Source organism: Chitinibacter sp. SCUT-21 (assembly GCA_041874755.1).
Lineage (GTDB): Bacteria > Pseudomonadota > Gammaproteobacteria > Burkholderiales > Chitinibacteraceae > Chitinibacter.
This window is the reverse complement of sequence record CP102611.1, coordinates 16,265-40,689: the sequence shown is the minus strand read 5'-3', so window position 1 is coordinate 40,689 and position 24,425 is coordinate 16,265. Positions and strand designations below refer to the sequence as shown.

28 protein-coding genes are annotated in these 24,425 nt (G+C 50.9%); 7 read left to right on the top strand and 21 right to left on the bottom strand.

Annotation, left to right across the window (positions count from 1 at the left end; translation table 11 throughout):
* Positions 1 to 24: 24 nt before the first annotated feature.
* The 5 genes from NT239_00190 to metE form a co-directional block, all read right to left on the bottom strand.
* Positions 25 to 318 carry a hypothetical protein gene (locus tag NT239_00190; GenBank protein ID XGA71299.1) on the bottom strand — a complete coding sequence of 98 codons (294 nt, stop codon included), beginning with the start codon at positions 316 to 318 and terminating at the stop codon, positions 25 to 27.
* A gap of 74 nt (positions 319 to 392) precedes the next feature.
* A complete protein-coding gene (locus NT239_00185) occupies positions 393 to 1,073 on the bottom strand; it encodes a peptidoglycan DD-metalloendopeptidase family protein (GenBank protein ID XGA71298.1) in 681 nt (226 codons plus the stop codon).
* Positions 1,070 to 1,633 carry a DUF1415 domain-containing protein gene (locus NT239_00180; protein XGA71297.1) on the bottom strand — a complete coding sequence of 188 codons (564 nt, stop codon included), beginning with the start codon at positions 1,631 to 1,633 and terminating at the stop codon, positions 1,070 to 1,072. Before NT239_00180 ends, NT239_00185 begins: the two co-directional genes overlap by 4 nt.
* A 146-nt stretch (positions 1,634 to 1,779) precedes the next feature.
* The gene (locus NT239_00175; protein ID XGA71296.1) at positions 1,780 to 2,289 is read right to left on the bottom strand and encodes a GAF domain-containing protein; all 510 of its coding nucleotides are present in this window, start codon (positions 2,287 to 2,289) and stop codon (positions 1,780 to 1,782) included.
* A gap of 116 nt (positions 2,290 to 2,405) precedes the next feature.
* The gene (gene metE / locus NT239_00170) at positions 2,406 to 4,775 is read right to left on the bottom strand and encodes a 5-methyltetrahydropteroyltriglutamate--homocysteine S-methyltransferase (GenBank protein ID XGA71295.1); all 2,370 of its coding nucleotides are present in this window, start codon (positions 4,773 to 4,775) and stop codon (positions 2,406 to 2,408) included.
* A 122-nt stretch (positions 4,776 to 4,897) separates the two neighbouring features.
* Here metE and NT239_00165 point away from each other — a divergent pair, with 122 nt between their 5' ends.
* Positions 4,898 to 5,818: a LysR family transcriptional regulator gene (locus tag NT239_00165; GenBank protein ID XGA71294.1), complete on the top strand. Its 921-nt coding sequence runs from the start codon at positions 4,898 to 4,900 to the stop codon at positions 5,816 to 5,818.
* 7 nt (positions 5,819 to 5,825) lie between these two features.
* On the opposite strand, the gene NT239_00160 is transcribed toward NT239_00165, so the two are convergent.
* The 6 genes from NT239_00160 to NT239_00135 form a co-directional block, all read right to left on the bottom strand.
* A complete protein-coding gene (locus NT239_00160) occupies positions 5,826 to 6,245 on the bottom strand; it encodes a hypothetical protein (protein ID XGA71293.1) in 420 nt (139 codons plus the stop codon).
* Between the two features lie 9 nt (positions 6,246 to 6,254).
* A complete protein-coding gene (locus NT239_00155; GenBank protein XGA71292.1) occupies positions 6,255 to 7,118 on the bottom strand; it encodes a mechanosensitive ion channel family protein in 864 nt (287 codons plus the stop codon).
* Positions 7,119 to 7,179: 61 nt separating this feature from the next.
* Positions 7,180 to 7,353, bottom strand: coding sequence for a hypothetical protein (locus NT239_00150; GenBank protein ID XGA71291.1), 174 nt, complete (start codon positions 7,351 to 7,353; stop codon positions 7,180 to 7,182).
* Positions 7,354 to 7,424: 71 nt separating this feature from the next.
* Positions 7,425 to 8,096 carry a DUF502 domain-containing protein gene (locus NT239_00145; protein XGA71290.1) on the bottom strand — a complete coding sequence of 224 codons (672 nt, stop codon included), beginning with the start codon at positions 8,094 to 8,096 and terminating at the stop codon, positions 7,425 to 7,427.
* Between the two features lie 105 nt (positions 8,097 to 8,201).
* Complete coding sequence (gene pssA / locus NT239_00140) at positions 8,202 to 8,813, bottom strand: CDP-diacylglycerol--serine O-phosphatidyltransferase (protein ID XGA71289.1); 612 nt, start codon at positions 8,811 to 8,813, stop codon at positions 8,202 to 8,204.
* 31 nt (positions 8,814 to 8,844) lie between these two features.
* Positions 8,845 to 9,378 carry a gamma carbonic anhydrase family protein gene (locus tag NT239_00135; GenBank protein ID XGA71288.1) on the bottom strand — a complete coding sequence of 178 codons (534 nt, stop codon included), beginning with the start codon at positions 9,376 to 9,378 and terminating at the stop codon, positions 8,845 to 8,847.
* Positions 9,379 to 9,465: 87 nt separating this feature from the next.
* On the opposite strand from NT239_00135, the gene NT239_00130 reads away from it, so the two are divergent.
* Complete coding sequence (locus NT239_00130) at positions 9,466 to 11,508, top strand: M3 family metallopeptidase (protein XGA72828.1); 2,043 nt, start codon at positions 9,466 to 9,468, stop codon at positions 11,506 to 11,508.
* A gap of 145 nt (positions 11,509 to 11,653) precedes the next feature.
* Complete coding sequence (locus tag NT239_00125; protein XGA71287.1) at positions 11,654 to 12,193, top strand: superoxide dismutase family protein; 540 nt, start codon at positions 11,654 to 11,656, stop codon at positions 12,191 to 12,193.
* 58 nt (positions 12,194 to 12,251) lie between these two features.
* On the opposite strand, the gene NT239_00120 is transcribed toward NT239_00125, so the two are convergent.
* The 3 genes from NT239_00120 to NT239_00110 form a co-directional block, all read right to left on the bottom strand.
* Positions 12,252 to 12,494, bottom strand: a complete 243-nt coding sequence (locus NT239_00120; GenBank protein ID XGA71286.1) for a DUF2789 domain-containing protein — start codon at positions 12,492 to 12,494, stop codon at positions 12,252 to 12,254.
* A gap of 80 nt (positions 12,495 to 12,574) precedes the next feature.
* Positions 12,575 to 13,177 carry a transglutaminase family protein gene (locus tag NT239_00115; protein XGA71285.1) on the bottom strand — a complete coding sequence of 201 codons (603 nt, stop codon included), beginning with the start codon at positions 13,175 to 13,177 and terminating at the stop codon, positions 12,575 to 12,577.
* Positions 13,178 to 13,191: 14 nt separating this feature from the next.
* The gene (locus NT239_00110) at positions 13,192 to 13,377 is read right to left on the bottom strand and encodes a hypothetical protein (GenBank protein XGA71284.1); all 186 of its coding nucleotides are present in this window, start codon (positions 13,375 to 13,377) and stop codon (positions 13,192 to 13,194) included.
* A gap of 97 nt (positions 13,378 to 13,474) precedes the next feature.
* Here NT239_00110 and NT239_00105 point away from each other — a divergent pair, with 97 nt between their 5' ends.
* Positions 13,475 to 14,386 (top strand): LysR family transcriptional regulator, encoded by a 912-nt coding sequence (locus tag NT239_00105; GenBank protein XGA71283.1) that lies wholly within the window; start codon positions 13,475 to 13,477, stop codon positions 14,384 to 14,386.
* A 9-nt stretch (positions 14,387 to 14,395) separates the two neighbouring features.
* On the opposite strand, the gene NT239_00100 is transcribed toward NT239_00105, so the two are convergent.
* Complete coding sequence (locus tag NT239_00100; GenBank protein XGA71282.1) at positions 14,396 to 15,094, bottom strand: glutathione S-transferase family protein; 699 nt, start codon at positions 15,092 to 15,094, stop codon at positions 14,396 to 14,398.
* A gap of 144 nt (positions 15,095 to 15,238) precedes the next feature.
* Between NT239_00100 and ppk2 the strand changes: the two genes are divergently transcribed.
* Positions 15,239 to 16,030 carry a polyphosphate kinase 2 gene (gene ppk2 / locus NT239_00095; protein ID XGA71281.1) on the top strand — a complete coding sequence of 264 codons (792 nt, stop codon included), beginning with the start codon at positions 15,239 to 15,241 and terminating at the stop codon, positions 16,028 to 16,030.
* Between the two features lie 52 nt (positions 16,031 to 16,082).
* Here the strand turns inward: ppk2 and thiD are convergent, their stop codons facing one another.
* Genes thiD through thiM form a run of 3 tightly spaced genes read right to left on the bottom strand, consistent with a single transcriptional unit; the run spans position 16,083 to position 18,398 of the window.
* Positions 16,083 to 16,889, bottom strand: a complete 807-nt coding sequence (thiD, locus tag NT239_00090; GenBank protein ID XGA72827.1) for a bifunctional hydroxymethylpyrimidine kinase/phosphomethylpyrimidine kinase — start codon at positions 16,887 to 16,889, stop codon at positions 16,083 to 16,085.
* A gap of 25 nt (positions 16,890 to 16,914) precedes the next feature.
* Positions 16,915 to 17,574 carry a thiamine phosphate synthase gene (thiE, locus tag NT239_00085; GenBank protein XGA71280.1) on the bottom strand — a complete coding sequence of 220 codons (660 nt, stop codon included), beginning with the start codon at positions 17,572 to 17,574 and terminating at the stop codon, positions 16,915 to 16,917.
* Complete coding sequence (thiM, locus tag NT239_00080; protein ID XGA71279.1) at positions 17,571 to 18,398, bottom strand: hydroxyethylthiazole kinase; 828 nt, start codon at positions 18,396 to 18,398, stop codon at positions 17,571 to 17,573. The genes thiE and thiM overlap by 4 nt, the downstream gene beginning before the upstream one ends.
* A 223-nt stretch (positions 18,399 to 18,621) precedes the next feature.
* Here thiM and NT239_00075 point away from each other — a divergent pair, with 223 nt between their 5' ends.
* On the top strand, positions 18,622 to 19,569 hold the full coding sequence (locus NT239_00075) for a dihydroorotate oxidase (GenBank protein ID XGA71278.1): 948 nt from the start codon (positions 18,622 to 18,624) through the stop codon (positions 19,567 to 19,569).
* A 69-nt stretch (positions 19,570 to 19,638) separates the two neighbouring features.
* On the opposite strand, the gene NT239_00070 is transcribed toward NT239_00075, so the two are convergent.
* From NT239_00070 to pmbA, 3 genes are all read right to left on the bottom strand, one after another.
* Positions 19,639 to 21,483 (bottom strand): glycosyl hydrolase family 18 protein, encoded by a 1,845-nt coding sequence (locus tag NT239_00070; GenBank protein ID XGA71277.1) that lies wholly within the window; start codon positions 21,481 to 21,483, stop codon positions 19,639 to 19,641.
* A 284-nt stretch (positions 21,484 to 21,767) separates the two neighbouring features.
* Positions 21,768 to 22,400 carry a DNA-3-methyladenine glycosylase 2 family protein gene (locus NT239_00065; protein ID XGA71276.1) on the bottom strand — a complete coding sequence of 211 codons (633 nt, stop codon included), beginning with the start codon at positions 22,398 to 22,400 and terminating at the stop codon, positions 21,768 to 21,770.
* Positions 22,400 to 23,731, bottom strand: a complete 1,332-nt coding sequence (gene pmbA / locus NT239_00060; protein ID XGA71275.1) for a metalloprotease PmbA — start codon at positions 23,729 to 23,731, stop codon at positions 22,400 to 22,402. The genes NT239_00065 and pmbA overlap by 1 nt, the downstream gene beginning before the upstream one ends.
* A 97-nt stretch (positions 23,732 to 23,828) precedes the next feature.
* On the opposite strand from pmbA, the gene NT239_00055 reads away from it, so the two are divergent.
* Complete coding sequence (locus tag NT239_00055) at positions 23,829 to 24,404, top strand: DUF615 domain-containing protein (protein XGA71274.1); 576 nt, start codon at positions 23,829 to 23,831, stop codon at positions 24,402 to 24,404.
* Positions 24,405 to 24,425 lie beyond the last annotated feature (21 nt).

The following is a 24,425-nucleotide window of genomic DNA, read 5'->3' as shown; positions in this document are numbered from 1 at the left end:
CACTTCAGATTGCCTTTTGGCAGACTAGCCAACTTTTCTGCGTAAACCAATTACTGCCACGATTCCACCCAGCGAGCCCAAAACCAGCGGCAAAGCCCCCCACAGCCACATCGATTTTTTTAAGGCTTGCGCCAGCGCCGCGCTGGCAATGGCGAGTCCGATTTGGGCGGCAAAGTACAGCCAAATCATCATATACATGCCGGGGCGCTTAGTACCATCGGGGGTATTGAGCAGCATATACAGCAAAACGCCGCCAATTAAGAGGCTGAAAAAAAATGCCATTACTTGGCAAAAAGCTAATTGTTTAGCGCTTAACATGACAACCTTTAAGAATATACTTGTCGTGGTATTACCCTACAGAGCAACACCAAAGGGATTTATAGGGCAATACCCTAGCGATCAGGCAAGGGGCCGATTGGATTAATCGGCTGACCTTTCAAGCGCACTTCAAAATGCAGCTTAACCTTGTCCGTTCCCGTCTGCCCCATTTTGGCAATTGGCTGACCACGCCGCACTTGCGCGCCCTCTGCGACCAACAGCGTTTGATTGTGAGCATAAGTCGTTAAATAATCGCCGCTGTGTCGAATAATCAGCATATGCCCGTAGGCACGAATGCCATCGCCAGCATAAACCACTTTGCCATCAGCTGCGGCCAAAATTGCATCGCCTTCATTGCCAGCAATATCAATCCCCTTGTTCCGCGGCGGTGCATATTTGGTAATAATGCTACCGCTATGCGGCCAACTTAACTCAATACTGGGCTTAGGAGCAGGCGTAGTTCGCGGTGCGGGGGCCGCCGTTTTATTACTCGCTGGCACATTCGATTTGCCAGCAGAGCCACCGCTTACCCGCAATAATTGGCCCACCTCAATATCATTGCTTTTGAGATTGTTCCAACTTTTGATCGTGGCCACCGATTGCTTATTGTTTAATGCAATCCGGTATAAGGTATCCCCAGCTTTGACGCGATAGTAGCCATCCGGCACGCCAACATCCGATGTTGTTCCGCAGCCGATTAAACTGAGCAGCAATGCTGCTACAAGCAGATTTGGCCAGTGCAACTTCAATCTCAAGCCGCTCCTCCAGCTTTAGATTGCTGCAAACCGAGCGCCAACCAACCCGCCAAACCGATTTTTTCTAGCGTTTCGATATTGCGCTCAAAAATGGCCTCAGGGTTTGGGAAAGCAGCGACCGCTTTAGCGATACTGTCTTCGCGCAATAAATGCAAGGTTGGGTAAGGCGCGCGATTAGTGTAATTACTGATCTCGTCGACCTCAGTTTCAGCAAATTGGAAATCAGGGTGAAAACTAGCAATTTGCAAAACACCATCCAATTCGTGCTCGGCGACCACTTCATCAGCAATCAGCAAAAAATCGTTAAACACTTCAAAATCAGGAAAGAGCGTTGGATGAATCAGCAATGTGGTATCAATTTCATCCGCTGGTGTTTGTGCAAGCAAATCTAATTCGCGATCCAGATCGTCTAAAAAACCATCAAGATGCTTAGCGTGAGACACTACAAAGCGAATCTGATTTTTGACATACACCGATTTAGCAAATGGGCATAAATTTAAACCAATGACCGCCTGCTCAAGCCAATGTCGGGTTTGTTGAATAATAATTTCGTCAGACATGGCATGACACCGCGCAAAATTGGAATAACTGGATTTTACCGACCTTGTTGTGCTTACGCACAGCTGTAACATCAAAAAAAGCAGGTGAATAATAGCAATTAGCCCGCGCAAGGCGGGCTATGGTAGAAAACGTCAGTAAAAACCAGCTAGTTTTTACTTTGCATTATCTCAGGTGTTTTCTCTAATTCGCCGACCACGACACGGGCCATATCTTGCAACATCTCAATTTCAGCCGGAGTTAGGGTTTTTGGCGTTCGATCAATCAAGCATAGAGTGCCGACATTAACGCCATTTTCTGCCTTTAACGGCGCTCCAGCATAAAAACGAATATGCGGCTCCCCAGTCACTAAGGGGTTATCAACAAAACGAGGGTCGAGCAAAGCGTCTTCAATGATCATCACGTCGTCTTGCAAAATGGCATGACCACAAAAAGAAATATCGCGTGATGTTTCTTTGGCATCCAAACCACAAATGGATTTGAACCATTGGCGGTTTTCATCCACCAAACTGACCACCGCAATTTGCACCCGAAAAAAAGCCGCCGCAGCACGTGTTAAATTATCAAAGCGCTCTTCCGGTGGGGTATCCAAAATCAAAAATCGACGCAGCGTATCAATGCGCAGCGCTTCATTACTCGGTTTTGCGGGTGCTTGCATCTTCTTTCAGCCAATGTCATCAAGAATTGAATTATAACGCTCCGTTTTGATGCTGCAATGGATTCATAACAATACGCCCCCTGAACGTAACGGTAACAGGGGGCGCACTCACCGACTTAGTGGCAAGCGCAAGCGCCGTGGCTCTCTGTCGGTATTTTAGCCGAGTCAACAATCAATTGCCGCCCTTCACTAATTGCTGCGCGTGCGGTTTTGGTTGCCTCTAGCATATTCGCCAGCGCGGCCTCAGTTTCTGGCCATCCACGGGTTTTCAAACCGCAATCAGGGTTGATCCATAAACGCTCGGCGGGAACGACTTCCAAGGCTTTGGCGATCAGGCGTAACATTTCATTGACCTGTGGCACGCGTGGGCTGTGAATGTCATACACGCCGGGGCCGATTTCGTTTGGATAAATAAATGCATCGCCATTTTTTCCAGCGAAGGCCTCCAGCAAATCCATATCCGAGCGGCTGGTCTCAATCGTAATCACGTCGGCATCCATCGCCGCAATCGCAGGCAGAATGTCGTTGAATTCCGAATAGCACATATGGGTGTGAATTTGCGTGTCGTTCGCAACGCCCGATGCTGAAATTCGGAATGCGCGGCCAGCCCAATCCAGATATTTAGACCAATCGGCTTGTTTGAGTGGTAAACCTTCACGGAACGCAGGTTCATCAATCTGAATAATGCCAATACCCGCCTCTTCCAAATCCACCACTTCATCGCGAATCGCCAAAGCAATTTGATCGCAGGTGACCGAGCGAGGTTGATCGTCGCGCACGAAAGACCATTGCAAAATCGTCACCGGGCCAGTCAACATGCCTTTCATCGGCTTGTTAGTCAGACTTTGTGCGTAGCTCGACCATGCCACCGTCATCGCACTCGGGCGCGACACATCGCCAAACAACACCGGCGGCTTCACGCAACGGCTACCGTAGCTTTGTACCCAGCCAAATTGGGTAAACGCAAAGCCAGCCAGTTGCTCGCCAAAGTATTCAACCATATCGTTACGCTCAGCTTCGCCGTGCACTGGCACGTCAATACCCAACTCATCCTGTTTTTTCACGACCAGTGCAATCTCGGCCTTCATCGCAGCTTCGTATTGCTCCAGACTTAAATCGCCTTTCTTAAATGCCGCTCGCGCAGCGCGGATTTCTTTGGTTTGTGGGAAAGAGCCAATGGTCGTCGTTGGCAATACAGGCAAATTAAAGCGCTTACGCTGCGCCGCTTGGCGCGTAGCAAAATCAGCCCAACGCTGATCCGCCGATGGCGCCAGCGCTGCCAGTCGGGCGGCAACTGCAGGATTATGAATGCGTTTTGACGTGCGGCGTGCGTGTTGCGCATCAGCGTTGAGCGTTAGTTCTGCGGTGATATCTCCACCATTCAGACCACGTTTCAAGACACTTAATTCAGCCAACTTTTGCTTGGCAAATGCCAGCCAAGATTTAAGCTCTGCGTCGAGTTTTTCTTCCTGCGCCAAATCAACAGGCGTGTGCAGCAATGAGCAGCTTGGTGCGATCCACAAAGACGCGCCCAACTGGGCGTGCACAGGCTTAATCTGCCCCAATACTTTCACCAAATCCGCAGCCCAAATATTGCGCCCGTCGATCACGCCCAAAGACAGCACTTTATTGCTTGGCCATTGCGCGGCAAAGCTAAGTAATTGCTCAGGCGCACGCACCGCATCGATGTGCAAACCAGCTAGCGGCAATTTAGCCAAGAGCGGTGCATGCTCGGTAACTGAATCAAAATACGTCGCCAATACAATCTTTACACCTTGCTCACACAAGGTACGGTAAGTAGGCTCAAGCGCAGCCACCCACTCTGCAGGCAATTGCAAAGCTAAAATTGGCTCATCCAATTGAAGATGCGCCACACCCAAAGCGGCCAATTTATTAATAATACGGGTATAGGCTGCAACGATAGACGGCAAAAGGTCTAGCTTGTTATACCCATCTTGTTTGCACTTTGAGAGCCACAAGAAGGTGAGCGGGCCAGGTAAGACGGCTTTCACGGCATGGCCTTGCGTGATTGCATCTTCGATTTCGTGGAAAAACCATTCCACACCACCGTCAAACGTGGTTTTACTGCTAATTTCTGGCACCAAATAGTGATAATTGGTGTCGAAATACTTGGTCATTTCCATCGCAAACTGTTCGGTGTTGCCACGTGCCAATTCAAAATACTGCGGCAAGCTCAGACGTTTGGCATCAAAACCAAAACGGGCAGGAATCGCACCGAGCAAAGCGGCGGTGTTCAAAATTTGGTCATACCAAGCAAAATCGCCGACGGTCACAAAATCTAGGCCCGCTTCGGCTTGCCAAGCCCAGTGGCGACGGCGCAGCGTTTGTCCCACTTGCGAGAGTTCACCCTCGCTGATTTCACCACGCCAGAATTTTTCCACCGCAAATTTCAATTCGCGCTGCGCACCGATCCGTGGGAAGCCCAGAATATGCGCCTTCACGTTAACACTATTAGTTGAACTCATTACAAATCACCTCATCCATGAAAGTGATTTGCATAGTACGCACTTAGGCGATATGATTACAGCTCATTATTTTTGCGCTAAGCATGAATATTTTTAATTTATAAAAATCATCCGAGAACAAAATGCAATCGTTACTTGAACTGCGTCACCTTAAAACCATCACGGCCATCGCCGAAGCCGGCAGTCTGACGCGCGCGGCCGAACGTTTGCATTTAACGCAATCGGCGCTCTCGCACCAAGTGCGACTACTCGAAGATCATTACGGCTTGCCGTTGTTTGCGCGCAAATCCAACCCATTAAAACTAACCGCAGCTGGTGAAAAACTCGCTGCGTTGGCGCAGGATGTATTGCCTGCGATTGCCGCGACTGAGCGCGATATTGCGCGGCTACGCGAAGGGCAAGCGGGTCAACTGCGTATCGCCGTGGAGTGCCACACTTGTTTTGATTGGCTCATGCCGGCGATGGATCAATTTCGCCAGCATTGGCCAGAGGTTGAGCTTGATATCGTCTCGGGCTTTCACGCCGACCCAGTGCAATTGCTGTACGAGGATCGCGCCGATATTGCGATTGTGTCCGAAGTAGAAAACCAGCCCGAATTAACGCATTTGCCGCTGTTTAGCTACGATATGGTCGCGCTAGTTGCCAATGATCACAGCTTGGCGAACAAGCCATTTCTGGATGCGGCCGACTTTGCCAACGACACGCTGATTACTTACCCTGTGCCGGATGAAATGCTCGATTTGATTCGCAAGGTATTAAAACCCGCTGGCATCAACCCCAAGCGTCGCCCGACTGAGCTGACCGTGGCGATGCTGCAATTGGTCGCCAGCCGTCGCGGCATTGCGGCTTTACCGCGCTGGAGCGTGCAAAGCTATTTGGATCGCGGCTACGTATTAGCCAAACCGATTACCGCACAAGGACTGAAAAGTGAACTGCACGCTGCGCTGCATGCAGATCGCAAACAGGCGGCGTATTTGGTTGATTTTGTCGAAACCATGCGTACCGTCAGCGTGCAAAATTTGCCTGATGTAGTTTTGCTTTAAGCGAGTGTTAATTGCGCATTAGCCAAAGTGCGTTGATCGATAAAAAAGCTAGCAGCAAAAATACAAATACCCCGCCCACCACCATTCGGGCGGGAGTCCACTCGGTAAAATGCTGCTCGCCGAGCAAGATGGCATTGCGCAAATAGGTAACAAATAAGGTGCCAAACAAATTAAGCACCACCATACCCCACCAGTATGGCCACCACAGTTTTAAAGCCCCATATGATATCAGGGCAAAAAAAGCAGCGACGAACATCGTTGCACTAGCGGAAAACCAAGCCCGAGTTTTCAGGCGGTAGATCGCAATGATTGCCAATCCAAGCGATGGATTTATAAGTAGCGACAACGGTAAGCTAAAGCGCAAATACTGCTTTGCAGTTTCAATCTGCGCAGACACTTCTAGGACTGATGGTATAGATTTCGTCATCGAATATTTTTAGGCATCAGTTGGCTGCAATTGCTGCTCACGCAAAAATTCGCGCAATACGCTTTGCTCAATTTTTGCGCGCTGACCGAGTGGCACCGGCAGTTGCAACTGGAATGCAATCGAATCGATATCTTCTAGATCAATTCGCACCCTAGGCTCCAGCACTAGGGCGTTGAGCACCTGCATTTCCAACTGTTCACGTGCATGCTGCGCGAGCTCAGCTTCGTATTGTGCAATCGCGCGCTGGCCGGCGGCCAATAAAATCAGCTCGGCTGCGTGCCAATCTTGTTCACGCGAGATGCGAACGTGCACGGTATGCATAACAAACTGACCCAAGCGCGTTTCATTAAACACAGGAGTGGAGAGTAGGAGGCTATTGGGAATGGTGACAACGCGCCCTACTGTGCCCTGCTGAGAACTGGCGTAGCTCGATTCGGCGACGGTAAACGACAGCACATTGGTATCAACCACTTGGCCACGCAGATGATTAAATTCAATCCGATCACCCACACTAAACGCATGTGTGCTGGTGCGATAGATCGAGCCCATAATGCACATAATCATTTCTTTGGTGGCCAGCACCAGCGCGGCGGCAATCGCCACCATTGAAACCGCCAGCGTTTGCAGCTCGCGGCCCCAAATCAGCGTGAGCCCGGCGACAAAGATAATCAGCCATACATTGCGCAGCGTGACCAACCAGCGGCGTTTGACTTCAAGGCTTAAATCATTGCGCTTGAGCACTGAGCGACGAATCAACCAGCGCCCAAGGATGAGCAACACGATAAACAGCACTGAAGCGACAACATCGTGTTGAGTCGGCTTATCGACGGCAGACGGCCAAATTTGATGAAACCATTGCTCAAACCAAGACATGCAATACCTTTACCCAAATAACAAAAGCCCTGCAGTGCAGGGCTTTTCGACAAGCAAACGATTAAGATTTAATCAAAATTTCGTTGTAGCGCACTGATACTGCCTGCTCTAATTGCTCTGCGCTAGGCATAGATTTATTCGCGATCAGCAAGTTTTGCAGTACTTTTTCTGCTTCGCGTAGCAGATAGCGCTTTTGTTGACGTTTGCTTAGGCGTTTAATTTTTGCGTTCATCATCAACCTCGGTTTAAAAAATCCAATTGATTATACACACCTAACCTGCTGGCCCTATGTGCTAAATGCAGCATTTAGACTGCCATCACTGGCTGGCCTTGCGCAATTTTGGCTAAATTGGGCGGCGGCGTAATGCCCATTGATACATAAATGCTCGTCAATTTATCGACGCCAATATTGGCTGGGCGTATCCAGTCTTTGGGCACATACAGCAAACCACCGCCAATCGGCACTGGCGCGGTCGGCACCAAAATTACTTGGTATTCACGCCCTTCAATTTCAACGGGCTCAGGATTTGGCATCAGCGCAAGCACCGCCACGCCATCTCCACCAAACAAGCACCACACAGGGCTCATCGCGCCAATATCGGCATCTTGTTTTTGGTCGAGCAACCCAACAAAACGATCGGCCAGATTATACAAACTGCCAATCACTGGCAGGCGGCGCACAGTACGATCAACCAAAGCGGCCAGAGGTTTCTTTAGGCGTGACTGAACAATAATGCCGAGAAAATAGATAAAGCCAATCAACAATAAAGTACCGGTAACGTACTCTAAAGCAGGGTTTTTAACAAACGTCTGGCCAAAAAACGCAAAGCCACGCCCTATCAAGCTACTTGGCCCTACATAGTGATTAAGTAAATTAATCACCCAAGCCAGCAATGAAACCGTAACCAGCAAGGGCAATAAAGCCAAAAGCCCCGCTAGCCAAGTGCGTAAAATACTATGAATACTGCGCTTAACCATTCCTATTCCCAAAAAATGAACCCAGCAATACCACCCGCTGTATTGGGTTCAAACACAATGATTTCTTAGCTTTGGTACATATACTACATAGATTTTCGGTTTGATTTACAGCTTAGGAATTTTAATGCGGCTAATCATTAATGAGCCAGAGATAGCAAACATTAACGCGAGTGGATGCAAATAAAAACCCGCGATATCCCATTTACCAAACCATAAATTCGCACCAATCGCCCCCTGCGCCACTGCAATTGTTAGCACCAGCACCAGCAGTAAAGACGTAGGAATCGGCGTGCCTTCGAAGTATTTTACTTTATCGCCACCTTCAGATAAGGTCTCAGCGGTGATGTTATAGCGCGCCAAGCGCGACACGCCGCAGGCGACAAAAAACACCAAAATCACCCGATCAAACAAACCTTGCATCCCGCAGGCATACCCCATCACCGCCGGTGCGACGCCAAACGAGATCACATCCGCCAGCGAATCGAGCTCACGCCCCAAGGCCGACGATTTTTGCCGCCAGCGTGCAATGCGCCCATCGAGCACGTCAAACACCAGCGCGACAAAAATCAGTGCCGCCGCAAAATGCAGATGAAGCGGGTCGGAGAGCTGAATGTACGACATCACCGCAAACAGCGCGCCCATACCGCAAACGGCATTGCCGAGCGTAAACCAGTCTGCCAAATGAAATTCGCGAATCATCGCAAAAGGTTTAGCCATTATTTTCCTTTCTACTGAAGCACAACGCCATTCAAATTGCGTCGCGGTATTTACTCATCAATTTCACATAATGCGCGGCCGAATATTTGAAGTGGGCGATTTCTTCTTTGGTTAACGCTCGCACTTCCTTCGCGGGGCGGCCCATATACAAATAGCCTGATTTCAGCACTTTACCCGGCGGCACTAACGACCCCGCGCCAATCATCACATGGTCTTCAATCACCACGCGGTCCAGCACAATCGTTCCCATGCCGATCAGGCATTCATTGCCAATGGTACAGCCATGCAACATCACACCGTGGCCCACGGTGACACGCTCGCCGATCACTAGCGGAGCACCAAGGGGATCATCGGGCCGTTTATGCGTGGTGTGCAGCACGCTGCAATCTTGCACATTGGAATCGGCACCAATATGGATATGGTTCACGTCGCCGCGCAACACTGCGCCGGGCCAGATCGACACATTGTCGCCCAATTTTACTTCACCAATTACACTCGCCTGCGCGTGCACCCATGCGCCCGCACCAATTTGCGGTTCAATTGCTTCAAATCGCTCAATTGCCATTGGTCTTCACCTTGAATTTAGCGCGCTTGCGCCCATGTTATAAGTCACCGACATTCCTGATTCTACCTGAGAGCACTCATGACGACGATGACAAATCCGCTACTCGACTTTTCTACCCTGCCCCAGTATGCCGCAGTACTGCCTGAGCATATTAACCCCGCTCTCGATACCCTGCTAGCCAATGCCAGCGCTGCAATTGCTGCGGCCGAAGCGATTTCCGAGCCAAGCTGGGATAGTTTAGCCGTACTGGAAGACCCACTCGAGCAACTTGGTCGCGCATGGGGTGTGATTGGGCATTTGGAATCGGTCGTCAATACGCCAGAGCTGCGCGACGCTTATAACAGCAATATCCCACGTATCTCCAATTTTTTTACTGAGTTAGGGCAAAACGAAAAGCTATTTGCGCTGTATAAAGCGGTGAAAGAGCGTGAATACGATCAACTGAACCCTACGCGTAAAGTCATCATCGACGACGCCATTCGCGGTTTTGTGCTGTCGGGTGCTGAATTGCCGGCCGAGCAAAAGCAGCGTTTTAAAGAAATCGAAGAAAAACTCTCTGAACTGACGACACGTTTTTCGCAAAACGTGCTCGACGCGACCGACGATTTCGCGCTGTATGTAAGCAAAGACGAATTAGTCGGCCTGCCCGACGACAATCTCGCTGCAGCTGCGGCGCAAGCTAGCGCCGATGGCAAAGACGGCCTGTATAAAATCACGCTGAAAATGCCAAGCTATTTGCCAGTAATGCAATACGTGCAAAATCGCCCACTGCGCGAAAAGCTGTACCACGCCTACGTAACGCGCGCGTCTGAATTTGGCAAAGCCGAATGGGATAACGGCGTGTTGATTCCGGAAATTTTGGCGCTGCGAAATGAAAGCGCGCAATTACTCGGCCACGAAAATTTTGGCGAAACCTCATTAGTGACCAAAATGGCCGACAGCCCAGAGCAAGTGATCACTTTCCTGAAAGATCTGGCCGCGCGCGCCAAACCCTATATGTTGGAAGACCGCGCCGAATTGGAAGCTTTTGCCAAGGCTGAGTTTGGCATTGAAAAGCTCGAAGCGTGGGATTTGGCCTTGGTGTCCGAGCGTCTGCGCGAGCAGAAATACTCGTTTAGCGAGCAAGAAGTAAAACAATACTTCACCGAGCCGACGGTACTTTCTGGCTTGTTTAAATTGATTTCCGAGCTGTATGGCCTGCAATTCGTTCCTGCACAAGCGCCGGTGTGGCATACCGACGTACAGTATTTCGAACTGAAAAATAACGATGGTTCGCTAGTCGGCGGCTTGTACATGGATTTACACGCGCGCGAAGGCAAACAAGGCGGCGCGTGGATGAACGATGTGCGCGGCCGCAAACTGAAAGCCGATGGCTCAGTGCAAACTCCCGTAGCGCTGATTGTATGTAACTTCGCCAGCGGCGTTGACGGCAAAGACGCGATGTTGCCGCACGACGATGTGATTACGCTGTTCCACGAAATGGGCCACGCGTTGCATCATTTGCTGACCGAAGTCGACGAACTTGAAGTATCCGGCATCAGCGGCGTTGAGTGGGACGCGGTCGAGCTGCCTAGCCAATTTATGGAAAACTTCGCGTGGGAATGGCAGGTATTGCCGGCTTTAACTAAGCACATAGAGACTTCCGAGGCATTACCCCGCGAGCTATTCGATAAAATGTTGGCGGCGAAAAACTTCCACAGCGGCTCTGGCCTGCAACGCCAATTGTATTTCTCAATTTTCGATATGGCGCTTCATCAAAAATCCGAAGCGATTTCCGCCGGCGATTTAACTGCATTCGCCCAAGCAGTGCAGCAAGAGCTGGCGATGCCACTGCCGCCGGAATACAACCGCTTCCCGCAATCATTCAGCCATATTTTTGCTGGCGGCTATGCGGCCGGGTACTACAGCTATAAATGGGCAGAAGTACTGAGCGCCGATGCGTACGCGGCGTTTGAAGAAGCGGCTGATCAAACCGGTAGCAGCGTCGTTAACCCCGCTGTTGGTGCGCGTTTCCGCAAGGAGATTTTGGCCGTCGGTGGCTCGCGCCCCGCTGCCGAATCATTCGCCGCCTTCCGCGGCCGTGCTCCTGCGATTGACGCCTTGTTGCGCCACAATGGTTTAAGCAATTAAGGCTAATGCTAAAATGCACCAACCCCGCTTCGGCGGGGTTTATTTTTGCCCTTGCAACCACTCATCCCGCCAATCTGCAATTGCATAATTTAGATCGGAGCTGTTGGTACTAGCCTGAAGCAGGCTGATTTCAGGAGTCACAACAATGCAATTCAAATTACTGATATTAAGCGCCTTCTTAGCAGGCTGCGCACACCAACATCACGGCATGGATAGCATGAAGCACGATGGGCCGATGATAGGCGGGCATTTTCAAAGTGCAGCCAATCAATCGCTTAAAGGCATGGTAATGGTGCATGCAATGGATGGCCATCTGATGCTCAAAGGCAAAGTCATGGGGCTAAAACCCAATAGCGAACACGGTTTTCATATTCATGAAGTGGGTGACTGTAGCAAGGCTGACTTTACTAGCGCAGGTGGACACTTTAATCCGAGCAAAACCAGCCACGGCGGGCAAGGTGGCGATCATCACGCGGGTGATATGCCCAACTTGAAAGCCAATGAGCAAGGCGAAGCTAAATTTGAAGTGATGCTGATGGATTTAAGTGTTGATAAGGCTGCGGCCAATTCAATTATTGGTCGCGCAGTAGTGATTCACGCCAACCCAGACGATTACACCACGCAACCTTCAGGCAATTCAGGCGCTAGGATTGGCTGTGCGGTGATTAGCGAAATGAAGATGTAATACAGCATCAGGTATAGGGCTACAAATCATATGTAAAAATAACTACAGCCCTATACCCCTAATGCAGCGCTTTCCAGTGCAGCATAACCTCGAGCTGATCAATCAGTTCACACCAATCCGAATCTTCCTCACGACTTTCACGTAAAAACTCACATTGGGCAAAGTTAAAAAATGGCGCTGCGACAATGCTGATTTCTTTCGGCAGCGGATGCTCGTCGACAAAGCGCGCAATCGCTTGCGGCCGATTATCTAAACCCAGTTGGCTAAATAATTGCGCCATCGGGTGAAATGGCTCTTGCATGATGCACCTCCGCTGCTAAGCACTCGTCCGTATTCTCTAGCATACACAGCGGCAATCACGCACCAAGAAAATCTTTAAGATCAAGCGACTAACGTGAGCTCACCCAGCTGCAAATCAAACGGTGTGGCGCAAAAGCGGCTGATCGAGTTGCAATTTTGCAAGTGCGCAACGATTTGTGGCAACGGTTGCGCATAAATCCCGTCGAATAATTTTTCACCCGGATACCTAATCGCGAAGGCAAATGAATCTTGCCCAATCAAGCATTGCGCGTTGATGCCTGCGCGGGTATTGCCGCGCGGATCACATCGGCTCCAGCCTTTGCCTGCCAACCAAAATGCCACCAAACCATGCAGACAAAATGCTGAATCCGCGCCACTCCATTTCAAGCGCTGATAACACAGCCCCGCCGCGATCCCATTCGCGCGTAGCAGCGCGACCAATAAATGACTCTTGCCAAAACATAGGCTGCTGCCATTACTTAATACTTCAGACGCTGTAATCGTGATCGTCTCGCGCTGAAAATCAACCGAATGCTCAATGTGATCGCGGACAAAATGAAAGCAATTGCGCACAGTTTGCTCGACGCAATCGTCGGCCAAAAATAAAGCTTGCGCGGTAATAATTGGATGTTGCCAATCAATCACCGGGCAAGCTGCTAAATATGCGTCTAGATCAAGTACCATGCAGGTTCAGCCAATTAATGAAAGCGCCAACGATCGCGCAATTGCTCCAGCGTTTCTTCTTCGCACGACATCGGCGTACAACGGCGTGGCACTTCCCATTCGCTGGTTAAATAAAACGGTGTACGCGAGAATGCATCATAATGAACACCCGAAATCACGCTTCGTAAGAATGAGTAAATCTTAGTCAGAAATCGGCGCATTTTGTTTGCCTCTTTGTTCTCAAATGTTTAGATGTTGTTATGATAGATGGGTGCGCATCTGCCGATAAGCGCGATTTATGGAATACACTGTTCTGCCATGAAAACAATACTAGACCCTGATTCACTACTCGCTTTCGAATCACTTTCACGCCTTGGTAGCTTTACGGCAGCTGCGATCGAGCGGGGTTGCGCCAAAAGCCACATTAGCCAATTGATTCGTGAATTGGAAAAAGAACTCGGCACCGTGCTGGTGTTGCGCAGCACGCGCAGCATGACTTTGACCGAAGCGGGGCAAAAATTACTGCCGCATGCGGTGGCTTTGCGCGAATTGCTTGGCCAAGTTCGACTCGATATTGAAGACACGCAGCAGCAGATTGAAGGCGAGTTGTGGATCAGCACCACGCCGTCTTTGTCGCAATATGCGGTCGGCCCATTAATGGCCGAATTGGCGCGCCTGCATCCGCAGCTGCGCATTCGTGTCGATTCGAACAACCGCCTGATTTCACCCGGCGCAGACGGCGTTGATTTTTGCATTCGTGTCGGCCGCGTTGGCGATGAGCGCTTGGTGGCGAAAGATCTGGGCTTTGCGCACGATAAACTCTTTGCTGCGCCTAGCTATTTAGCAGGCCGCCCCGCGATTAATCACCCCAGTGATTTACTGGCGCACGCCACGCTGATTAATGACGATTACCAGCATTCACGGCAATGGCTGATGATGAATGGGCAAGACGAATACCGCGCCGCGCTCAATCCGGTGTTGTGTAGCGACACCAACCCGACCTTGGCGGTCAGCGCCATTACCGGCTATGGCATTGCGCTATTACCACAGTTTGTTGGCGAAACGTATTGCAAACTGGGACTACTGCAGCCAATCTTGCCGCAATGGCACGCCAACCCAACGCCGATTTTTTTGGTTTACCCCTACCGCGCCAATATGCCGCGCAAGTATCGAGTCTTTATTGATTTTGTTATGGAGCAGTTGCGCCCGCGCTTAGCGCCAAAAGCCTAGGGTATTGCCCTAAAAGCCATATTCATGCTGCATGCGCTGCACATACGCCACCATATTTTGTTTGCTCGCAGCGTATTGTTGTAGCTCGCCACTGAATAGCTCGCACAAAGCACTTTGGCAAAAAGCGTAGACAGTCGCATCACTTGCGCAGATGCGATCGCCCATTAAATAGCGCTTATCGGCCAGAAAATCATCAATCGCATCCAAGTCTTTTTTGGCCAGGCGCAAAATATCAGCCTCGTTATGTCTGCCTATGCCTTGTGCGATAAGGCTTTTCTTTAATTTTCGCCGTACCATTTTCGGCACGATATCGCGCAACGGCCATGGCAAAAATCGAAAATAACGATAAGGCCCCAATTTGAAATTACGCTCCTTAACCCAGCGCTCGTACAACACGGTCCAGTACAAATGCTCTTCCAGCATTTTTTCAAACGCCCACGCCACCGCTTGCTCAGCTTCGCTTAGCCACGCATTTAAATCCAGCTGATACTTATGCTCTAAATGCCAGTAAATAAAGGTCGAGTCCGCGATGATTTGCCCATCATCATTTAGATACGGCAGCTTGGCTTTGGGCGCATTGCCATAGCCTTTGACATTCACTTCATACGGTAAATTGGCCATTTTCAACAAGACCATGGTCTTCAACACAAAGGGGCTAATATCAGGCAAACCATAGCCTGGCCCAAATCCGTACACAGTAATCGCCATCGTGAATCGTCCTTTTCTCGCAGCTCAAAGCCAGATCGCCAAATTTCTTACACAAAAAGCAAAATTATAGACAAATACGGTATTTGTATTTCCATTAAATGACGGTAAAGTTGATATCACAGAAAGACAACACGGGAACACGAAATGAAAAAACAGCAAGAACAGGAAACATTGGGTGAAAAACGCTACCAAAAAGAGCTTAAAAAACTCCATGAAGAGCTGGTGAAACTGCAGCGCTGGGTGCAAGCGAAAGGCTTAAAAGTGTGTATCGTCTTCGAGGGGCGTGATGGTGCTGGCAAAGGCGGTACGATTAAAGCACTGACCGAGCGCGTCAGCCCTCGCGTGTTTCGCGTCGTTGCGTTGCCTGCACCGAACGAGCGAGAAAAAAGCCAGATGTATCTTCAGCGCTATGTACAGCACTTTCCTGCAGCGGGTGAGGTGGTGATTTTCGATCGTAGCTGGTACAACCGCGCCGGCGTTGAGCGCGTGATGGGTTTTTGCACACCAGAGCAGACACAATCCTTTTTAGAAGGCGCGCCGCTGTTTGAAAAAGCAATGATTGATTCGGGCATTATCTTGCTCAAATACTGGCTGGAAGTAACGCCCGAAGAGCAGGAACGCCGCTTGCGCGATCGCATCGACGATGGCCGCAAAACGTGGAAACTCTCGCCGATGGACATCAAATCATTTACCCGCTGGAACGAATACACCGAAGCGCGCGATGATATGTTCAAGTACACCGATACTGATTTTGCACCATGGTATGTTGCGCATTCAGAAGACAAAAAACGGGTACGCCTCAATGTGCTTAGCCACATCCTTGAACACGTGCCTTATGAAGATTTGCCGCTGGAAAAAGTAAAATTTCCCAAACGCAAAATCAAGGAAAGCAAGCCTAGCGAGCATCCACTTCGCATCGTCGCGGCCAAGTATTAATTTCGCCCTTTAGGTAAGCCTTGGCGCGAGTAGCCTCGCGCCAAACTGCCTCTTACCACCAAGCATGAAAATGATGCACTGGGCCAATGCCACGGCCGACATGCAATTTTTCAGCATTCGCTATCGCTTGCAGCAGCCATGCTTTGGCATCGCGCACCGTGTCCTCCCACGAATCGCGTTGCGGCCGCAGCGCCGTGATCGCCGCCGACAAAGTACATCCCGTACCATGCGTGTGACGCGTGGCGATGCGCAAGGCTGGGAAGTTAATTTCTGCCTCGCGGGTAATCAGCCAATCGGGGCAAGGCTCGCCACCATTTTGATGCAAATGCCCGCCTTTCATCAGCACCGCTTGCGCGCCGGCTTGCAGCAAAGCTCGGCCCTGTTCGCGCATTTCGTCTTCACTCTTTGCCTCGGCGCAATTGAGCAAGGCCGCCGCTTCGGGCAGATTGGGCGTAATCAAGCTGGCAATCGGCAATAATTGCGTACGCAGCGCATTCACCGCAGCAGGGTCTAGCAGGGCATGCCCTCCTTTGGCAATCATGACGGTATCTAGCACGACATACCTAGGCTGGTATTTTTTTAAACTCGCCGCAACGGCGTGAATGATTTCGGCATTGGCCAGCATGCCCATTTTGACCGCATCGACCCGTATATCGCTAAATACCGCATCGCATTGCGCGGCAATAAATTCGGGCGGCACCGGATATACCGCCTGCACGCCTTGCGTATTTTGCGCGGTGAGCGCGGTGATCACGCTCATGCCATACGCACCCAAGGCAGAAAAGCTTTTTAAATCCGCCTGAATCCCTGCGCCACCGCCCGAATCCGAGCCAGCAATCGTTAATGCGTGGCAGATCATTTGCTCTGTCGTCATGGTTTTGTCCTTATGCTCGCGCGTGGTGAATTTCAGCCAGCAAGGCTTGGGTTGCGATGGCAACATCAGCTTGGCCACAAATGGCCGATACCACAGCAACGCCATTCGCGCCCGCGGCAATCATCGATGCTGCGCTACCCTGCTTGATCCCGCCAATCGCCACTGCGGGTAAATCGCCGGTCGCGGCAAACATCGCGCGCATTTCATCGTTGGATAATACGGGCGAGGCATCGAGCTTGGTGGTGGTCGGGTAAACGGGGCCAACGCCGATGTAATCGATGCATTGCAAAATCTCTGGCGTGAGCAATTGCTGCACATTCGCCAGATTATTAGTCGACAGGCCGACTATTTTTTTCGGCCCGAGCAAAGCGCGTACTGTTTGCACCGGCAAATCGGCTTGGCCAACGTGCACGCCATCGGCGTCAACCGCCAACGCAATATCGACGTGATCGTTAATAATGAGCGGAACATTCAATGGCGCAAGCGCCGCTTTTAATTGCTGCGCGCACTCAAGCCACTGGCGCTTTTTCCACTTTGGCGCACGCAATTGCACTACGGTGGCGCCATGGCTGGCGGCGGTAACTGCGGTTTGCACCATACCGTCAATGCCGCCACATAACTCGGGGTCGAGCACTAAATACAGGTTCACATCAATAAGATTACGGCTCATGCGCTCACCTGCCTAAGTTGATTGGGGTGAATAATATGCAGCGCATCTAAAAACGGCGCTACAAATGTGCCGGGGCCATCAGCGCATTCAACCGCGCGCTCGCCCGCCAAGGCCATCAGCGCACACGCCGCAGCAACGGCATTCAGACGGTTCGGCGCATCGGCCAAAAAGGCCGCCACGACGGCAGACAAGGAGCAACCAGTGCCAACAACTTTGGTCATGATCGGGTGCCCCAACTCGACTTCCCATGTCGCAGCGCCATCGGTAATAAAATCACTCGCTCCCGTCACCGCGACAATCGCGCCGCTGTGTTGTGCAAGTTTTTGCGCCGCGAGCAAGGCAGTATTGGATGAAGCCGTACTATCCACGCCTTTACCCATGCTGGTGTTGTCCGTTAGCCCCAAAGCCGCAGCCAAGGCGATAATTTCTGAGCCATTGCCGCGAATTGCTGCGGGCTTCATCGCCACCATATTTTTGGCCGCCTCGGTGCGATACGCCAATACACCCACCGCCACCGGATCGAACACCCAAGGTGTGCCTGCGGTATTGGCCGATTCAATCGCTAGGCACATCGCTTCCAAGCGTTCCTGATGCAAAGTGCCCACATTAATCAGCAATGCATCGGCCAGAGCGGCAAATTCGCCCACTTCTTCGCGCGCAACCACCATCGCCGGCGAAGCACCAATCGCCAATAGGGTATTGGCCGTAAAACATTGCACTACTTCATTGGTCAGCACATGCACCAGTGGGGTATTGATGCGAACGCGCTCTAGCTCATCAGCAAGCAGCGTAAAGGGTAACTGGGGAATTGGATTGGACATCATCGATTTCCTATAGGAGCGGCCAGAGTGCGCTTTGCCTGATATAGCGCAAAGATCTTCAAAGCCAGCTAGATATGATGAAGCTATTGTAACGCGCCAAAAAGGATTGGGTTTGATCTGAATCCTGTGTCTTTTGTGTCTAATGCCCAATTGTTTGACATGACTCACATTGCATTGGGTCACGATTCCCTACAATCAATGTCAATGATGATTAAAGGAGAAGGTCATGGCGGATTTGACCACACAATTTCTAGAGCTACCGGTAAAAAACCCGTTGATGAATGCATCCGGCGTTTGGTGCAACGTGGCCTCGCAGCTCGAAGCACTCGCCGAATCCGCCGCTGGAGCAATGGTTAGCAAAAGCTGCACCTTGCATCCGCGCGATGGCAATCCTGAGCCGCGCTATCGTGTCATTAATGGTGCACACACCTTTGGCAGCATTAATTCGATGGGTCTGCCCAATGAAGGATTTGCCTATTATTTGCGCTACGCACAGCGCCACGATCACGAGCAAAAACCACTCTTTATGTCGCTTTCAGGCTTAACGCTAGACGACAACCTCACGATGGTCGACAGCCTGAAAGACGCAGTGACGCCAGCGATTCTGGAATTGAATTTATCGTGCCCGAACGTACCAGGAAAATCGCAAATTGGTTACGATTTTGACGCGATGGATACGCTACTTGCCGAAGTATCATCAGGCTATCAGCGCCCGTTTGGCGTCAAATTGCCACCGTATTTCGATATGGCGCATTTTGATGAAGCGGCAGAAATTTTGAATCGCTATCCATTGGTGGCCTTTATCACCTGCATCAATTCGATTGGCAACGCCTTGGTGATTGATATCGACAGCGAAACCACGCTAATTAAACCGAAAGACGGCTTTGGTGGTTTAGGTGGCGATTATGTGCTGCCAACAGCGCTGGCGAATGTGAATGCGTTTTATCGTCGCTGCCCGAATAAAACGATCATCGGTTGCGGTGGCGTCAAATCAGGCACAGAAGCCTTTTTGCATTTGCTGGCAGGTGCAACGCTAGTGCAGATCGGTACGAGTCTCTATGAAGAAGGCCCAGGCATCTTCCAGCGTGTGCTCGATGAGTTGGCGGCAATTATGGATGACAAAGGTTATAAAACCATTGCCGATTTCCGCGGCAAGCTTAAAACCATCGCTTAAGCAAAATCTACCGCAAATAAAAAAGCCCTCCGAATCTCGGAGGGCTTTTGTTTAACTAACTGCTTGTCATTATTGACGTACTTGACCCATCGCCTTAGTCAATTCGCCATCGGAGGTGTCACCACTCAATTCCCAGCTCATCAAACCGGCCATGCCATTGTCTTTGACGTATTTCACTTTAGTCGCAATCGTTTGCGGTGTGTCGTAGCTCCAGAAGGTGCTGCCATCAAATTTATAAGACTGGCCACCTTGGTAGTACACAGTACCTGGACGTGCTTTCAGAACCTTATAGTCTTCAATCCCTGCCTCATAAGTGCCAGGTGCAGCCTTGCTGGCAGCTTGGTACAAACCTGTATTGGTGTTGGTTACGCCGGTCCAACCACGGCCATAAAATGGAATACCCATGACCATTTTATTTTTCGGCACACCCGCATTGGCCAACGCTTTCACTGCGCCATCGGTGCTGACATAACCGGCTTTACCATAACGTGGGCTGGCTGAATCATCGTACAAATTAGACTGATGATCCGTTGGGCCAGTTGCATCCCAAGCGCCTTGGTAGTCATAGCTCATCAAGTTTAACCAATCCAAGGTTTTGATGTATTCCGCTGGATTTGTTGCGGCAATTTTATCGTAACCGACACCAATCGCTTCAGTGAGCAAATACGATTTGCCGGTTGTTGCAGTCAGGGCATTCAGTTGACGACGGAATTCTTGCATCAACGCAACGTGGTTAGCTTTATCGTTCACTGGGTCGACAACGTTGTAGCCAATCCCTTGCACGCCAACGAATTCCCAATCGATATCAATCCCGTCGAACACGCCTGCAGCAGCGCCAACGCCACCACGGCCATCGATTACCGGCAAATTACCCTTGATATACAGATCAATACACGAAGACACTAACTTTTTACGCAGCGCGTCGCTCGAAGCCGCGGCCGAGAAATACTTCGACCATGACCAGCCTCCTAGAGAAATAAAGACTTTGAGATTAGGGTACTTTGCTTTCAAAGCCTTTAATTCGCGGAAGTTACCAGCTAACTTGTCATCCCATTTGATGGTATCGGTTGCATCCACACGGCGGTTAGGGGTGCGACCAAAGTCAGCCCATGCATCGCCACCAGTGCCATCGCCATTTTCAGCTTTATTCACGATGCCACATTCATAACCGCCATTTTGGGCGTAGATATTGCCAAAGGCGTAATTTACGAAGGTCAATTGCGCGGCTGAACCACTGCTCACAATATCTGCGACTTCGTAACCACGACCATATACGCCCCATTGCGCAAAATACGTACCCACTTGCTTGCCATTTCCCACTGGCGCAGTAGTCGGCGCAGGAACTACTGTCGGTGCTGCTGTCGGTGCTGCTGTCGGTGCTGCTGTTGGTACCGCCGTTGGAACTGCTGTTGGTTTCGCTGTAGGCGTTGCGCTTGGCTTCACAGTCGGTGTAGCTGTCGGAATAGCCGTAGGTGTTGCGCTTGGTTTAGCTGTTGGCGTCGCTGTCGGTTTAACCGTAGGCGTGACACTTGGTTTAACTGTTGGCGATGCCGTCGGTTTTGCTGTAGGGCTGGCAGTCGGTTTAGCCGTAGGAGTCGCGCTAGGTTTGGCCGTTGCAGTTGGTGTTGGATTTGCTGTCGGGGTAACCACAGGCTTAGCACTTGGCGTTGCTGTTGCAACCGCAGTGCTAGTTGGGCCTACATACATCCACAAGCTGGGTGTGCTATCTGGATACCAGCCAGTACCTACATATGCAGTGTGGCTTTGAAGCGCCTTATAGTCAGAATTTTTATAAGTAACTAAGTTTCCAGCCGTATAACTAATGCCTTCCTGCCAAACAGGAGATGCATGCGCTGTAGCACTCAACACAGCAGTTGAAATCAGGGTTAGTGCGGTGATATTAAAACGTACCAAAGGTATTTCCTTGCAAAGTGTAGAGAAATTCATTCCGCCCTTAAGCGATAATATTTTGATTTTTATGATTTTTCGGCGATTCTAATTTAGATTCTCTCACTTTGGTAGAACCTTACAGGCCTAGCTGACAAGTGGCACCATTCACACACTAGCTCTATTTTTAGGCACATAAAGCACACAATAAAGTCTGAACGTGGTAGAGCGCGCGTAAAAAAACCGTCACATTGTGTGTGACGGTTTTTGCAAATTACCAATAGCAGCGCACCAAAATGCCCGCCTAAAAATCAATACTCAACCGGCACGGGATCAAGGCTGCGCCACAAATACCACGTGGCTACCGAGCACCATGGCTGCCATTGCTCAGCCAGTTGTTTGAGTTCAGCACGCGATTTTCGCTCGCCAGCGTGGTAATGCTCGGCGATGCCGCGAATCAGGCCGATATCGTCCAGCGGCAGCACGTTCGGGCGGGTGAGGTAAAAAATCAGAAACATCTCCGCCGTCCAGCGCCCAATGCCGCGAATCGACACCAGCTCTTTAATGACGGCTTCATCGTCCCAATCGTGCCAGTCGCTCGGGTCGAGCCGACCCTCGTGGTGGTGGCGTGCTAGATCGCTCAGGTATTCGACTTTGCGCTGCGATAAACCGCAGGCGCGCAGTTCTTCCACACTAGCAGCGAGAACCGCACGGCTGTTCACATCGCCCAAAAAAGTTGCGAGCTTATTCCACACCGAATCGGCGGCTTTGACCGAAATTTGCTGGCCGACAATCGAGCGCGCCAAGGTATGAAATGCGTCGCCACGCGTGCGCAAATTGACGTCTGGATATTGCGCAATCAGCCGTGCCATAACCGCATCGGCCGCCGCCAACTCTTGCGTGGCTTGCGACCAATAGGCTGGACGCTCAAGCGGCGCGCTCATTAATCACCCGCCACGGTCATGCTTTCGATCAATATCGCACCGACTTTGCGGCTGCTTGATGCCAGCGCGTCGTCGCCTACCGCGACAATGCGTTGGTACATATCGCGCAAGTTGCCCGCAATGGTGATTTCTTCAACCGGATATTGAATGATGCCGTTTTCGACCCAGAAACCCGCCGCACCGCGCGAATAATCGCCCGTCACCATATTGATACCGTGGCCCAAAAGTTCAGTCACCAACAAGCCGGTGCCCATTTTGGCCAGCAGGCTGCTTGCTACATCGGTTGGCGCGACAAATAGATTATGCGGGCCACCTGCATTACCGGTGGTATCCATCCCTAGCTTGCGTGCAGAATAGCTCCCAAGGAAATACCCCTGCTGAATGCCTTGATCGACCACGGTACGTGCTGCAGTGGCCACACCTTCAGCGTCAAACGCACCGCTGGCAAAACCACGCGGCGTGAATGGATCTTCTGTAATCGTTACGCACGGAGCAAACACCGATTTACCCAAGCTATCGACGAGGAAACTCGATTTGCGATACAAGCTGCTGCCCGACACCGCTTGCACCCAGTGACCAATCAGCGAGCTGGCGACAGATGCTTCAAACAACACCGGATAAGTACCCGTTTTCAGGCGACGCGCACCAAGGCGGCGCACGGTGCGCTCGCCCGCTTTGCGCCCTACTGCTACAGCAGCTTCCAAATCAGACGCGGCGCGCGCAGCGGTATACCAGTAATCACGCTGCATGCCACTATCGTCTTCGGCGATCACCGCCGCCGATACGCTGTAGCGCGTGCTGGTGCCAGCACCAATAAAGCCTTGCGAATTGCCGTACACCCAGCGCGAAGCAGAAGTCGACACCGTTGCGCCGTCCGAATTATCAATGCGCTCGTCCACGGCCAGCGCGGCCTGCTCGCATTCGCGCGCCAATTCAATCGCGCGTTCTACTGATAAATCCCATGGATGGTATAAATCCAGATCAGGAAACACCGTGCACAAACGCTTGGGATCGGCTTGGCCAGCAAATTCATCCGCCGCGGTGTATTTGGCGATCGCCAGCGCCGCTTTGACGGTATCCGAGAGCGCCTGTGGCGAGAAATCGCTGGTGCTGGCGTGGCCTTTTTGCTGGCCGAGATAAACAGTGACGCTCACGCCTTTATCGCGGTTGTATTCAATGGTTTCGACTTCATCGAGTCGCACCGAAATATTTTGCCCTGAGCCTTCCGAAACCTCGACATCACACGCGCTGGCGCCTTGCTGCTGAGCCAGATCCAGCACTTGGCTGGCCAATTGTCGTAAATCATTTTCGCTAAAGCTGAATTCAGACACTGAGTAAATTCCGTATAGGTTGATGAAGGTAGTTCCAAGGCATCACAAGCCCAAGTTTGTTATCATACTGCTTTTGTACCGAGCATAGATATCCAAAATGGCCAAACCACAACACGATGATGAAATCGAAGGCGTTAGCAAATCTCAATTAAAACGAGAAGCCAATGCCTTGCAAGAGCTCGGTGCAACGTTAATGACGTACAGCATCAAGCAATTAGCGCCACTCAACCTGCCCGAAAAGCTGGTTGACGCGCTAGCCGAAGGCAAACGCATCACCGCCAACGGCGCGATCGCCCGCCACAAGCAATACGTCGGCAAATTAATGCGCGATATCGACCCCGCGCCGATTTATGCGTTTTTAGATGCGCTCAATGGCGATTCGGACAAGCACACCGCTTGGCTACATCAAGTAGAACGGCTGCGCGAAAAAATGTTGGCCGATTCAAAAACGGTCGAACAATTTATTGCTGATTTTCCCGACGTGGATATTCAGCATTTGCGCCAATTGGTGCGTAATGCCGCCAAAGAGCGCCAAGCGCAGGAAAGCGGCAAACAAGTTGCGCCCAAAGCCTACCGTGAATTATTCCAGCTGATCAAAACCTATATCAAAGAGCCGGCCTTGCCGAGTTTGGGTGGCGACACGGACACAGACGAAGAAGATAACGACGAGTAACCCAAGAAGCCGCCACGGACA

Coding starts and splice junctions, on each gene's coding strand:
- NT239_00190 (XGA71299.1), bottom strand. CDS start 318: ATGTTAAGCGCTAAACAATTAGCTTTTTGCCAAGTAATGGCATTTTTT.
- NT239_00180 (XGA71297.1), bottom strand. CDS start 1,633: ATGTCTGACGAAATTATTATTCAACAAACCCGACATTGGCTTGAGCAG.
- NT239_00175 (XGA71296.1), bottom strand. CDS start 2,289: ATGCAAGCACCCGCAAAACCGAGTAATGAAGCGCTGCGCATTGATACG.
- metE (XGA71295.1), bottom strand. CDS start 4,775: ATGAGTTCAACTAATAGTGTTAACGTGAAGGCGCATATTCTGGGCTTC.
- NT239_00165 (XGA71294.1), top strand. CDS start 4,898: ATGCAATCGTTACTTGAACTGCGTCACCTTAAAACCATCACGGCCATC.
- NT239_00160 (XGA71293.1), bottom strand. CDS start 6,245: ATGACGAAATCTATACCATCAGTCCTAGAAGTGTCTGCGCAGATTGAA.
- NT239_00155 (XGA71292.1), bottom strand. CDS start 7,118: ATGTCTTGGTTTGAGCAATGGTTTCATCAAATTTGGCCGTCTGCCGTC.
- NT239_00150 (XGA71291.1), bottom strand. CDS start 7,353: ATGATGAACGCAAAAATTAAACGCCTAAGCAAACGTCAACAAAAGCGC.
- NT239_00145 (XGA71290.1), bottom strand. CDS start 8,096: ATGGTTAAGCGCAGTATTCATAGTATTTTACGCACTTGGCTAGCGGGG.
- pssA (XGA71289.1), bottom strand. CDS start 8,813: ATGGCTAAACCTTTTGCGATGATTCGCGAATTTCATTTGGCAGACTGG.
- NT239_00135 (XGA71288.1), bottom strand. CDS start 9,378: ATGGCAATTGAGCGATTTGAAGCAATTGAACCGCAAATTGGTGCGGGC.
- NT239_00130 (XGA72828.1), top strand. CDS start 9,466: ATGACAAATCCGCTACTCGACTTTTCTACCCTGCCCCAGTATGCCGCA.
- NT239_00125 (XGA71287.1), top strand. CDS start 11,654: ATGCAATTCAAATTACTGATATTAAGCGCCTTCTTAGCAGGCTGCGCA.
- NT239_00120 (XGA71286.1), bottom strand. CDS start 12,494: ATGCAAGAGCCATTTCACCCGATGGCGCAATTATTTAGCCAACTGGGT.
- NT239_00115 (XGA71285.1), bottom strand. CDS start 13,177: ATGGTACTTGATCTAGACGCATATTTAGCAGCTTGCCCGGTGATTGAT.
- NT239_00110 (XGA71284.1), bottom strand. CDS start 13,377: ATGCGCCGATTTCTGACTAAGATTTACTCATTCTTACGAAGCGTGATT.
- NT239_00105 (XGA71283.1), top strand. CDS start 13,475: ATGAAAACAATACTAGACCCTGATTCACTACTCGCTTTCGAATCACTT.
- NT239_00100 (XGA71282.1), bottom strand. CDS start 15,094: ATGGCGATTACTGTGTACGGATTTGGGCCAGGCTATGGTTTGCCTGAT.
- ppk2 (XGA71281.1), top strand. CDS start 15,239: ATGAAAAAACAGCAAGAACAGGAAACATTGGGTGAAAAACGCTACCAA.
- thiD (XGA72827.1), bottom strand. CDS start 16,889: ATGATCTGCCACGCATTAACGATTGCTGGCTCGGATTCGGGCGGTGGC.
- thiE (XGA71280.1), bottom strand. CDS start 17,574: ATGAGCCGTAATCTTATTGATGTGAACCTGTATTTAGTGCTCGACCCC.
- thiM (XGA71279.1), bottom strand. CDS start 18,398: ATGATGTCCAATCCAATTCCCCAGTTACCCTTTACGCTGCTTGCTGAT.
- NT239_00075 (XGA71278.1), top strand. CDS start 18,622: ATGGCGGATTTGACCACACAATTTCTAGAGCTACCGGTAAAAAACCCG.
- NT239_00065 (XGA71276.1), bottom strand. CDS start 22,400: ATGAGCGCGCCGCTTGAGCGTCCAGCCTATTGGTCGCAAGCCACGCAA.
- NT239_00055 (XGA71274.1), top strand. CDS start 23,829: ATGGCCAAACCACAACACGATGATGAAATCGAAGGCGTTAGCAAATCT.